The organism is Brenneria sp. g21c3 (assembly GCF_040240345.1).
In the GTDB taxonomy this organism is placed as follows: domain Bacteria; phylum Pseudomonadota; class Gammaproteobacteria; order Enterobacterales; family Enterobacteriaceae; genus Brenneria.
Genome location: NZ_JBEIAB010000002.1, coordinates 350,068 through 362,460, shown reverse-complemented (window position 1 = coordinate 362,460; position 12,393 = coordinate 350,068). Strand labels below are relative to the sequence as shown.

The 12,393-nt window shown below is 54.9% G+C and carries 9 protein-coding genes; 8 read left to right on the top strand and 1 reads right to left on the bottom strand.

All coding sequences use genetic code 11. The features are described 5' to 3' along the window. Position 1: 1 nt before the first annotated feature. Positions 2-2,515 carry a hypothetical protein gene (locus ABRZ28_RS04300; RefSeq protein ID WP_330519575.1) on the bottom strand — a complete coding sequence of 838 codons (2,514 nt, stop codon included), beginning with the start codon at positions 2,513-2,515 and terminating at the stop codon, positions 2-4. Between the two features lie 345 nt (positions 2,516-2,860). Here ABRZ28_RS04300 and ABRZ28_RS04295 point away from each other — a divergent pair, with 345 nt between their 5' ends. From ABRZ28_RS04295 to ABRZ28_RS04260, 8 genes are all read left to right on the top strand, one after another. Then, positions 2,861-4,168, top strand: a complete 1,308-nt coding sequence (locus tag ABRZ28_RS04295) for an ABC transporter substrate-binding protein (protein WP_319604419.1) — start codon at positions 2,861-2,863, stop codon at positions 4,166-4,168. Continuing rightward, positions 4,165-4,719 carry a glucosamine kinase gene (locus tag ABRZ28_RS04290; protein ID WP_330519574.1) on the top strand — a complete coding sequence of 185 codons (555 nt, stop codon included), beginning with the start codon at positions 4,165-4,167 and terminating at the stop codon, positions 4,717-4,719. The genes ABRZ28_RS04295 and ABRZ28_RS04290 overlap by 4 nt, the downstream gene beginning before the upstream one ends. Beyond that, positions 4,716-5,627 (top strand): glucosamine kinase nucleotide-binding domain-containing protein, encoded by a 912-nt coding sequence (locus tag ABRZ28_RS04285; RefSeq protein ID WP_319604417.1) that lies wholly within the window; start codon positions 4,716-4,718, stop codon positions 5,625-5,627. The genes ABRZ28_RS04290 and ABRZ28_RS04285 overlap by 4 nt, the downstream gene beginning before the upstream one ends. Before the next feature lie 21 nt (positions 5,628-5,648). Further along, positions 5,649-7,472, top strand: coding sequence for a metallophosphoesterase family protein (locus ABRZ28_RS04280; protein WP_330519573.1), 1,824 nt, complete (start codon positions 5,649-5,651; stop codon positions 7,470-7,472). A 432-nt stretch (positions 7,473-7,904) separates the two neighbouring features. After that, positions 7,905-9,506: an ABC transporter substrate-binding protein gene (locus ABRZ28_RS04275; RefSeq protein WP_330519572.1), complete on the top strand. Its 1,602-nt coding sequence runs from the start codon at positions 7,905-7,907 to the stop codon at positions 9,504-9,506. A 267-nt stretch (positions 9,507-9,773) separates the two neighbouring features. Further along, positions 9,774-10,478 (top strand): metal ABC transporter ATP-binding protein, encoded by a 705-nt coding sequence (locus tag ABRZ28_RS04270; protein WP_330519571.1) that lies wholly within the window; start codon positions 9,774-9,776, stop codon positions 10,476-10,478. Beyond that, positions 10,475-11,329, top strand: a complete 855-nt coding sequence (locus ABRZ28_RS04265; RefSeq protein ID WP_319604413.1) for a metal ABC transporter permease — start codon at positions 10,475-10,477, stop codon at positions 11,327-11,329. The genes ABRZ28_RS04270 and ABRZ28_RS04265 overlap by 4 nt, the downstream gene beginning before the upstream one ends. A 120-nt stretch (positions 11,330-11,449) precedes the next feature. Continuing rightward, complete coding sequence (locus ABRZ28_RS04260; protein ID WP_330519570.1) at positions 11,450-12,328, top strand: metal ABC transporter substrate-binding protein; 879 nt, start codon at positions 11,450-11,452, stop codon at positions 12,326-12,328. The last annotated feature ends 65 nt before the right edge of the window (positions 12,329-12,393 follow it).

Below are 12,393 nucleotides of genomic sequence, written 5' to 3'. Positions count from 1 at the left end.
CTTATGCACTCCCTGTGGGTTGCGGGGGAAAGGGTTGTAATGGAGTAGCCGGTGAAGCGGCCGTTTGTTGCGGAACCACCGAAACGGATTCAGGGAAAATAAACCGCTGTCGTTGAATAAAAAACTCACCCGCCGGACTGCAAGCGAGTTCGCCGTAATCCGGATCGTCGATGCGCCAATGGCCGCTACCCGCCTCGCGATTCAGTTGCAATGACTGAAAACGCGCCACAAACGCGGCGAAACCGTCTGCGCCCTCTCCGCTGTCCACCGCGATAAACCAGACATTGCGCTCACCGTATGCCCGCAGTTCCCCTTCTGACTGATGCCCTGTGACGGAAAAAGGCTGCAAACCAGCCGGGTTATGGAAAGCGGCATAGCCATTTCCTCCCCGGACAAAGCACCACGCCGCCATGATGATCGTCTCATCCAACGCCGTTTTTGGCAGGTAAAGGTGTGTCCACGGGCGAACATCCTGTTGCAGGTCAAATACCATCAGCGCACGGTTGCGATATTGCATCAGGTGCGGCAAACGCCCATTTCCGGCCCAATAGGAAGGACGATGAACACCATCAGGACGATCTTCGCCCGGATGATTCACCCATAGGCGCGCGGCATAATGACCGCCAAGGCGCACATCCAGCAGATGTTGCTGATGCCCCGGCTGGCCAGGGTGGTGGTCAAACACGGAGGAAAAAGCCACATCGGGCTGTTTCCAGGCAATGATCTTGGCGCTGCGGTTCAGCCCCTGAACCCAGCGAGCCTCCGCGCCCTGCGCCGACCGCCAGCGGGCAATGTGATTGGCCTCTTCCGGCGGCCGATAATCGCTCAGGCATAACAGCGGCAATGCGGCGCAGTGCGGGATCAGCCAACCTTCTCCCCACATCAGCGCGCACAGACCGGAAAGTTCGGTCAGCATGCCGGAACGGAGCTCTTTATCGTAAGCTCGCCCCATGGTGCCGACCGCGACGCCATGCTGATGAACCCATGCCGTCATCAGCATGATACGGTCAATGACGATGCGGGCCTTTGCGCGCAAATCGCTGTCTCCAGCCAGTTCATACAGCGCGACCAGCCCGATGAGATCGATGGGGTAATAGGCCGCCGAGTTCCACTCCACCAGGCCATGCTCAAGAATGGAATCAAACCAGCGGGTCAGCCGTTCATGGGCGATACGCTGTTGTTCGTAACCGCGTCGTCCGCTGCATGGGAAAGTGTCGTCAGGGAAGTTTTGCCCGGCAAGATACTGAGCCACATGGAAGCACAGGCAGTGATTTTCACTCCAGAACCACATGGTGTCGTTGCCCGGCTCATCGATCCAATAGCGAAAGCCGAGAATGGCGCTGCGGATGCGTCGCCAGTCCTGTCTGGCAAGCACCTGGCCCTGATAGCGTTGCCAAAGCCAGATCAGCGGCACCTGTTGGAAATCCGCACAATCTTCCCGACGGCTAATTTTACGCAACGCGCTGTCCAGAATAGCGGGAATGGCGGCTTGCCCTTCTCCCGACGCCACAATCGCCAGCAAGCGTCCCGTCCGTTCAAAACCATGTTGCGCGGTATGACGCAGCACATGACGGCGACGGGCGGATAACGAGGGTAAATCCGGCATGGTTTGTCCCGGCAAACGGCCGAAACTCATGGTGCGCGTCAGCGTTACGCCGGCGCAAACCGCCGTACAGACCAGATCGTAATATCCGACCAATGACGGCGGCAGTCTGACCTGCCACCCCAGATTACCCGCGGACAGCGCTTGCGTTTGCCGCCACGCGGGGACGGATTCGTTGACATTGCCAATCAAATGGTGAGACATCGTTACCGATTCAGGCAGCGCCTCCCCGCTGCTCAGCGCCAGCGTCACCTCGCTAATCAAATTCTTTTCCAGCGACAGTCGATTGATCCATCCCTCCAGCGCGGTCAGTCGGGCGCTGCGCGCCTCATCTTCGTCAAGCCGCCAGGATAATTCGCGTTCGCCCTGATAACACAGGCTGAAAAGGTAATCCGTATCGCGTTCGCACAGTTCCTCGCTATGCACCACCAGCGTATTCAGTCCGGCTCTTAACGGAATGCTCACCTGACAAGACTGCTCGGTATTACGGGTAAACGGCGTAAAACGAGCGATGCGCTCGCCGTTAATCCACAGCGTCGCGCCGCCGCACGTACTGAGCAAGAAGGGGGCGTCTTGAGCGCTGTCGCTATGAATAATGCAGCGAGAAAATCGCTGCGCATGAACGGGAGAAGGCCAGAAATCGCTGAAGCTCACGCTGCGGCATTCATCTCCGCCGCTCCACATTTCCGCAAACGTCAACCCTTCGGGCAGCGAGACGTCGCGTTCGGCATCTTCTTTCAGGAAACGGACGCGACAGGGTAATACGCCGACATCGACAAAACCGTTAATAAAACGGTAATTCACCTTATCCGGCAACGTAGCCGGTTCAGATAAATAACGTTTCTCAATTAACGAGGTAATCAGAAATCGATTAATGACGCCATTCTTCTTTAATATCCAACCGATATTCATGCTGAATCCTGTCAACAACATTCGTGAATTAAATAAACAACGCTTATCGTCAATTAATGCAAAATTTGCATTAACATCAATTTGCATTCAAATTTTTACAATTCACATTAATAAATAAGATTGTCGCACATTTATATGTGATGAATATCGCATAACCATTTTATTCGAATAAATATTTAAATTTTATTTAACCAGCCTCACATAAATAAAACCTTTTTCTAGCCATCATGACAGCGCAAAATAACAAAATAATGCAAATTTGCATGATTAAAATCCAATTTGATTACAGTAGCGGTTTTCCAGGAAATCTGCGAATTACGCGACATCTCACGATGGAGAAGTCTCATGATAGGTTCAAAAATCACGTTATTTATTTCTGTCATCCTACTGGGATTATTCAGCAACAGCGCTCTTGCGGCAAAAACACAAATAACGTTTTTGTATAGCGATGACGATCCTGAATTAGTGCATTTTATGGAGCAAAAAGTTAAATCCTTTTCGCAAAGTCACGATCATATCGAGGTGAATTTTGTCAGTACGGGTTATAACGCCCTACAAACACAGCTTCCCATGCAATTAGCCGCCGGGTTAGGGCCGGATATCGCGAAAACCACTCAGATGGGGTTGTTGTCTTATACGCTCGATTTGCGTCCTTACCTGACAGATGCCGCCGCGTTTGAAAAACGCTACCGCGCCGGTATCGAAAAAATCATGCGCGTCAAAGGGGTACATAAAGACGATGCGCTGCCGGGATTTGTGGCGTCATGGACAGCCGATCTGCCTTTTATCAACGTGACGCTATTTGAACAGGCGGGCGTTCCCGTGCCTCAACCCGGCTATACCATTGATGACCTGATGACCGCGTCCAAACTGGTGGCGGAAAAAACCGGCGTACACATTCCCTTCACTATCGATCGCAGCGGCTTTCGTTTCTCAGGCCCGGCTTATTCCTACGGTGCGCGTTACGATAAAGACGGCCTGATTAATTTTCCGGATGCCGCCGCCCAACAGTGGATAAAAGATCTCAAACGCTGGTCGGATGAGGGCGTATTTCCACGTGAAATGTGGGGCGCGGCCGGCGGGGGTCAGTATAAAAGCATGGCGGACGACTTCGTTAATGGCAATATCGTGACCTATTTCTCCGGCAACTGGCTGTTGAACCAGTTCAGTAAGCAGATCGGCGATGGTTTTGACTGGCAGGTTCTGCCGGCGCCCTGTAAAGAAAAATGCATCTCCATGGGCGGCGCGACCTTTATCATGCCGTTCAACACCACCAAACATCCGCGGGAAGTGGCTGAATTTATGGCCTGGCTGGGCAGCGAACCGCTACAGCGCGAGATTGCCGAACGCTTTAATATTATTGTCGGCGCAGATATTCAGGACCTGCATTATCAAACCGAAGACCCCCACGTGATCGACGGCCTGAACACCGCACGAGAAGAGATCGGCAAAATACCCGCCTATGTTTTCGAGTGGGAGCGGATGGAAAGCCTGGGCGCCAACGAGCTATACCCGATTATCCTGACGCGTTTCACGCAATATCTGAACGATCAGGTCTCTTTTGATGAATACCTGCGTTTGACGTCCAATGATGTGAAACGGCTAAATGAAACCATCAGCGCCAATCAGCAGAAGCGGAAGATCGCGCCGTGAAATGCGTGCTGAAGGACATGCCGATTGATGCGGACCAACCGTTTGACGAGGCAAGGGAAAGCGGCCTGTGTCAGCAGCTTTGGCCCGGTCAAAGCCGGTTTATGATCGTAACCGGCGGTTTTACCCGCGTCCTCTACTGGCACGACGGCAAGCTCGCTTGTCGGGGCGGCGAGTGTTTTCCTATCGGCAATCCCGCCAGTTTGTCTCGACTCGGCCTGTGGGCAATACAGGAAATGCTACAAGCGGTAGAAAATATTATGCCGCTGAGCCCGCTCAGCGAATCGCTATTTGCCCATTTTAATAACAGCATTGAACAGGTGATCGACTGGTCGAAACAGGCTCGGCCGGAAGACTATACCCGCCAGGCGAAACGGCTGTTGGCTCGGCGGCATGATGACGTCTTGTCAATGCAACTACTCAGGCGCTGTGCCGGTGAATTGAATGAACTACTATCTCATCCCCCCGTATCCCGGCCCGATACGGTCTGGCTGAGCGGAGAACTGGCCGCCGCCTGTTTCCCTTATCTTGACCCAGGGGGTCGGGCGCCATGACGATATTATGGTATGCGGGCGTCGATGGAGGCGGCAGCGGATGCCGGGCGCGCATTTATCAGGCGGATGGCGCGCCGTTGGGCCAGGGACACGGCGGCCGGGCCAACCTGTTGCTCGGCGTGGAAAGGGTACGTCGCTCGGTGGATGAGGCCATCGCCCAGGCGCTCAGTCACAGCGGTCTATCAGCCAACGACGCCGCCCGGCTGAAAGTAGGGCTGGCGCTGGCCAGTGCCGAGCATCGCCCCGCCTATGATGCTTTCCTTGCCCTGCCGCATCCTTATGCCGCTCAGGTGCTGAACACCGATGCGTTGGGAGCCTGTCTGGCCGTCAATCATGGACGGGATGCCGGCGTGGTCATCGCCGGTACCGGTTCATGCGGGTTGTTATGGCGCAATAAAACCATCACCGCCTATGGCGGCCATGAGTTTCCCATCTCCGATCAGGGCAGCGGCGCGCAATTGGGATTAGCCGCGCTACAGCACGCTTATCAGGTTGTGCAGGGATGGCGCGCCCTGTCGCCACTCAGCCAACAGCTCACTGCTCGGCTACATGACGACATCACGGACAGCCCGGTACCCCTGGATGACGCCGCAATCTTCCGGCATTGGAGCCTACAGGCCAAACCGGGAGATTACGCGCGTTTCGCGCCGTTGGTGTTCGATTGCGCTCGGCATGGAGACGAAACTGCCATCGCGCTGTTGCGGCAAACCGCCGCCGATATCAGCCGCCTGCTTCATGTCATCGCCCGCCATACGCCGCCGAAGCTGGCGTTGATGGGCAGCATTGGTTTGCATATTCGCCCCTGGCTACCCACGGTATGGCAACAACGTTTGTCCTCCCCGTCCGGCGACGCGCTGGATGGGGCGCGATTGATTGCCTGTCATGATTACGCGTTATATATCCAATAAATAATGCTTACGGAGATACCGATGACAACCCTCACCCGCAGAACGTTCGTCAAACTGGGCGCTGGCAGCGCCATCACGCTGGCCGGCGGCTTTTTTCACGCCAACGCGGCGCAACCGCGGACACAGCCGCTACGTATCGCCATCATTTCCGATGTCCACGTCCATAACATCTACGGCCACTATGATTTCGACGGGCTACCCGACGCGCAAACCGGGAAAAAGCTGACGATCCGCACGCTGAAAGATTCGGTGAACTCCACTCGTATCTTTAATGAATCTTATTTCGCCCTGTTTGCCGCGCTGGATGAGCTGGCAAAACAGCAGGTGAAATACGTCGTGCTGTCAGGCGACTATTCGGATGACGGTCAGCAGCCGACGGTTGAAGGTATTGCGGCCATCCTCGACCAGTATGAACAACAACAGGGTATGCGTTTTTTCGCCACGGTCGGAAATCATGACATTAACCGCCCTCAGGGGGATGACTCGTCGGAAAGAATGCTTAACGCCGACGGCGGCAGCACCATGCTGAGCAGCAAATCGAACGTCAAACCGGGCGACGCCCAATCGCTGATCGTCACGCCGACCATGCAGGCGCTGGGTTATGACCGCGGTTTACCGCTGATGAAACGCTTTGGCTTTTTCAAGCGTGAAGATTTTCTGCATTGGGAAACCCCGTTTGGCGACAGCGACGCACTGGAAAAGCGCCAGTATCCGGCGCACTCACCGGACGGCGCCAAGCAGTGGGACATTGTGGATGCATCCTATCTGGTGGAGCCGGAGCCGGGTTTATGGCTGCTATCCATTGACGCCAACGTCTATCAGATCAAAAACGGCCCGGATACTCGAGACAGCATCGGCGGGTACTCCACCAGCAGCGATACCGGCTGGAATGCCCTGCTGACGGAAAAACCCTTTATGCTGCCGTGGGTGAAATCGGTGGTGCGGCGGGCAAAAGAGCAGCATAAACAGCTGCTGATTTTTTCACATTATCCGCTGGTGGATTTCCTTGACGGCACGGTGGAAAACGAAAAGCAGCTGTTTGGCACCAACAGTTTTATCAAACGCACGCCACGGCCGGACGTGGCCGAACACGCGCTGGATGCGGGTATTCGATTACACTTCAGCGGGCATCTGCATGTCAACGACACCGGCGTATATCAAGGGGCGCAGGGAACACTGGTCAACGTGGCGGTGCCATCGCTGGCGGCCTATCCGCCCGCGATGAAACTGGCGACGTTGCATGCCGATCGGGTTGATATCGATACGCTGGTATTGCGCGACGTACCCAACTTTGATCGTCTGTTCCCGTTCTACCGTAAAGAACTGGCACGCAGCGGTGAACCTCTGGGCGATATTCTCAATACCCGGGATTATTACGATTTCCTTTACCACCATCTGGCCCTGCTGGTGCGTCAGCGCTTTCTGAAAAAAGACTGGCCGGAAGATTTGGCCAACCTGATCAATTCGCTCAGTTGCGCCGATGTCATGTGGATAGCCCAGCAAACCGCCCCCCTCAGCGCGCAGACATTGCCTGACGCCGCAAATCGCAGGCTGGCCGACACGCCTGAAAACAACGCGTTACGGGCGCTCCCTCTGCTGACGCTGGTCACCGACTGGTACTGCCTGCGCAACGGCAGCGATCTGGCATGGAAAGACATTCCCTCCGAACGAGTGCAATGCTATCGCGCCTTGCTCAGCGCTTATACGTCGGCATCCAGGCTACCCGAGGACAGCCTGCAATATCGTTTCGGGCTAATGATGAAAATTCTCGCCGGCTACATCAACGATCGGCCCGCCACCCGTTTTACCGTAAATATGCAGGGAGAACTTTCCGTCATCTCCTGATGGGTAGAGGGCTGCGTCAGCACGCGATACGCGCGTAGCCCATTTTTTTAATAACGATATGAATAATTGATATGGCAACGAAGATTCCATCGTTATCCGTGGCGTTATACACTGAAGTATTATTTCATTTAAATAACGACATAACATTATCAATATAAATAATTACCACGTTCCCCGTATTAATGGTTATTTCCATCTCGTTATTCATACTGCGCAAACAATCGACAACGATGCTAAAAACACCCGGCGTCGACACCGAATAAACTTATTTATTTTGACGCTCATTTTATTGATCTAACTCAGGATTCCATTTTCATCATCTATGGGATAGTGCATATTCAACAATAACGTACAGCCTACGTGAATACGCAGCGGACTCGCCTTTCCGTGCATGACGATATCTTTTTCTGATATTTAACCGGGATATTTAATATGAAAAACTTAACCAGACTCCTGCCGGCGGCAATAATGCTGGCGCTGGCTTTCCCCGCCTTTGCGGCTAAAACGCTGGTGTTCTGCTCCGAGGGATCGCCCGGCAGTTTTAATCCATCGCTGGGCGCGGATAGCACCACATTCGACGCCACGTCCGCCACCGTTTACGAACGTCTGACCGAATTTAAACCCGGCACCACGGAAATTCAGCCCGCGCTGGCGCAAAGCTGGGAAATCAGCGAAGACGGCAAGGTCTACACCTTTCATCTGCGTCCGAATATTAAATTTCACAGCAATAAACAGTTTCAACCTTCACGCGCATTGAATGCGGACGATGTCATCTTTTCATTTATGCGCCAGCAGGATCGTCAGCACCCGTTTTATAGCGTATCCAAAATAGGCTACCCGCTTTATCACACCTATTTCGAAGCCGGTGAGAAAAACCTGATTGCCCGCATTGAACGGTTAGATGATTTAACCGTGCGCTTTACGCTGAACAGCCCGCGCGCCGCGTTCCTGTCACTGCTGACGTTACCGCTGACGTCGATATATTCCGCCGAATATGCGGAAAAAATGCAGGCGGCCGGTAAACCGGAGCAAATCGACCTTATTCCAGTCGGCACCGGTTCCTTCCAGTTCGTCAACTATAACAAAGACGCCCAGATCCAATATAAAACCTTTGCCGATTACTGGCGGGAAAAACCGGGAATCGACCGGCTGGTATTTTCCATCACGCCGGACGCGTCGATTCGCTATGCGAAATTAAGAAAAAACGAGTGCCAGGTTATGGCCTTCCCCAATCTGGCCGAGCTGGATGATATTAAAAAGAATCCGCAGGTGACATTGCTGGAAAAATCCAGCCTCAACGTGGGTTATCTGGCGTTCAATGTGGAAAAAGCGCCTTTCGATAACCTGAAAGTCAGGCAGGCGCTGTCGATGGCGATCAATAAGCCGGATATTTTAGCGGCGATTTATCAAGGCCATGCGGTCAACGCCACGACGCTGATCCCGCCGGCCCTATGGTCGCACAACGCCGAAATAAAGGACGCGCCTTATGATATTGCGCGGGCGAAAGCCCTACTGGCCGAAGCGGGCTATGCCGACGGCCTGACAGTTGAACTGTGGGCGATGCCTATCCAGCGACCTTATAACCCGAACGCTCGCCGTATGGCGGAAATGATCCAGAGCGACTGGGGAAAGCTGGGGGTAAAAACCACCGTAGTCAGCTATGAATGGGGGGAATATCTGGCGCGATCCGGCCGGGGGGAACATCAGGCCATGCTATACGGCGGCACCAATATCATGGGCGATCCCGACAATACCTTTTCCGCCCTGGCAAGCTGCGCGGCGGTGAAATCGGGAACCAACCGGGCTCGCTGGTGTGATGAGGACTTCGATCGGCTGATCCTCAAAGCCGGACAGGTTTCCGAGCAGTCGGCGCGCAGCGAGTTGTATCAACAGGCGCAGGCGACCATGCGCCAACAGATCCCGTTCTTACCGATCGCCCATTCGATCATTTATGAAGTCACCCGCAATAACGTCGCCGGTTATCGCGTCGATCCGTTGGGTTTACACCACTTCAACCACGTTGATCTCAAGTAATTCCCCCCTCTGAGCGTCCCTGCACGATAGCCGTTGCGGGGGCCGCCCCATCACGGATCCGCCATCCCGATCGCCAACGGCAATTGAAAAACTTTTTTACCTCTTTCTTTTTCACCTTCACTTGATATGTTATATCATAACATTTTTAATCAATAAGCCGATGATAATGACCAGTCTATACTCCCTCTCCGCCGCCAAACGCGTACTGCTGGTATTCGCGCTGCTGTCGCTGCTGTGGCTACTGGTTGGCTGGGCGGTGATGTTGCCATGATCGCATTGCGGGAACTTTCTTTTGGCTATCAACGCCAGTCGCCGCTGGCAACCTTGAATGGATGTTTTCACGCCGGATCGCTGACGGCGATTATCGGCGCTAACGGCAGCGGAAAATCGACGCTGCTGAAAACGCTGGCCGGCCTGTTGCCGCCGCTCGCCGGCGCCTTCAACATCAATAACGCGGGCAAAAACGCGATTGGCTATCTGCCGCAGCTCTCCGAGTTTGACCGACAATTTCCCGTCAGCGTCTGCGATCTGGTGCTGATGGGTACGCTGCCCCATCGCGGCATACTGCGCGGCATTGGCGCCGAGTGGCAGGACAAGGCGATGCGGGCGCTTGACGCGGTTTCCATGGCGGAATACGCCCATCAGCACATCGGCAAACTGTCCGGCGGACAGTTGCAGCGCATCCTGTTCGCCCGCCTGTTGCTTACCCAATCGCCGATCATTTTGCTTGATGAGCCTTTTACCGGCATCGATAGCCAGACAACGCAGGCGTTACTGAAGATTATCCGCCAGTTGCATGACGAAGGCCGCACCATTCTGGCGGTGCTGCACGATCTGGATCTGGTTGCCGCGCATTTCCCGCAGGTCTTGCAATTAGCCAACGGCGGCTACCGCTGGGGTACGAGCCGGTCGATTCTGTCTGACGCGCCGGCAGACCACGCCTTCCCGGCCTTGCGGAGCGTGGCCTTATGACGATCTTCGATATCGTCGCAACGCCTTTTGCCGATTTTGGCTTTATGCGCCGGGCGTTGATCGGCTGTTTTTCACTGACGCTAAGCGCGGCGCCGTTAGGCTGTTTTCTGCTGCTGAGAAGAATGAGTTTGATCGGCGACGCGCTTTCGCATGCGGTATTGCCCGGCGTGGCGATCGGTTATCTGGTTTCCGGCATGTCGCTGCTGGCGATGGGGATCGGCGGATTTATCGCCGGACTGGCCGTCGCCATGCTGTCCGGGCTGGTAAGCCGCCGCACGGAACTCAAAGAGGACGCCAGCTTCGCCGGTTTCTATCTGGGATCGCTGGCGCTGGGCGTCACGCTGGTCTCGCTGCGCGGCTCCAGTATCGATTTGCTGCATGTGCTGTTCGGCTCCATTCTGGCCATCGATCGATCCGCGCTGATCGATATCGCGCTTATCGGCTCCGGTTCGCTGGTCGCGCTGGCCGTCATTTATCGGGCGCTGGTGATCGAATCCTTTGATATCACCTTTTTGCGTATCGCCTCCGGCCGCTCGCGCGCGGCGATCCACGGATTGTTTCTGTCGCTGGTGGTGCTGAATCTGGTGGCGGGCTTCCAGCTTCTTGGCACGCTGATGGCCGTCGGCATGATGATGCTGCCGGCCGCCTGCGCCCGCTTCTGGACCCAGCGGCTGCCCGTGATGCTGGCGACGGCGATGGTTCTCGGCTTGCTGTCCAGCCTGATTGGCCTGCTGTGGTCATACTACGCCGACCTGCCCGCCGGCCCGGCCATTATTCTGACCATTACGCTGTTTTTTTGTTTCTCGGTTTGTTTCGGCCAAAACGGCGGCATGTTACGCGCCCGCCGCTGACGGTTATACCCAATAGATTTCGAGTTGCAGGAAGGCGGCCAACGCACCAGCAACTTGAAAGATGACGGGTATATTTATATCAGGGCTTGATGCCCGACAATGATGGGAATATGAGGGAAAATGAAACGTTCAATAATCGCAATGGCTTTATCCGGCTTGCTGTTAAGTCCGCTGGCGATGGCCAGAAATCTTGATGTCGTCGCCAGTTTCTCGGTGTTGGGCGATATGGTGAGCCACATCGGCGGCGATCGCGTCACGGTAACCGATTTGGTTAAGCCGAACGGCGATCCGCATGAATTCGAGCCTTCGCCGCAAGACAGTAAAACGCTGGCCAAAGCCGACGTCGTTTTCGTCAGCGGCCTGGGGCTGGAAGGGTGGATGGATCGCTTGATTACCGCCTCCGGCTATCAGGGAAAAACGATCGTCGCTTCTGAAGGGATCGCGGCGCTGCATATGGAAGAAGACGGGAAAATCGTCACCGATCCCCACGCCTGGAACAGCATGGGCAACGGGGTTATTTATGCGCATAACATCGTGGAAGCATTGGCCGCCGCCGATCCCCAAAACGCCGACTATTTTCGCCGACAGGGCGAGGTCTATATTCAGCAGTTACAGGAATTGGATCGCTATGCGAAAAAAACCTTTGCCGCAATTCCCGCGGAAAAACGCAAGGTGCTGACCAGCCACGATGCTTTCGGCTATTTCAGTCAGGCTTACGGCGTGACGTTTTTATCGCCGATGGGCTATTCAACCGAGTCTGAAGCCAGCAGTAAAAAAGTGGCTGCGCTGATCACGCAGATAAAAAAAGAGAAGATAAAAGTGTACTTCATTGAAAACCAGACCGATCCGCGCCTGGTTAAACAGATTGCCAACGCCAGCGGCGCGCAGCCTGGCGGAGAGCTGTACCCGGAAGCGTTGACCGATGCCTCCGGCCCCGCCGCCACCTACGCCGCGGCCTTTAAGCACAATGTCGATACCCTCGCCGCCAGTATGCGGTAAACCGCTGCGCCGGCCCGTGAAAGGGCCGGCGCGCTCCCGCTCCTTCCCCATGCCTTTCAGACAAA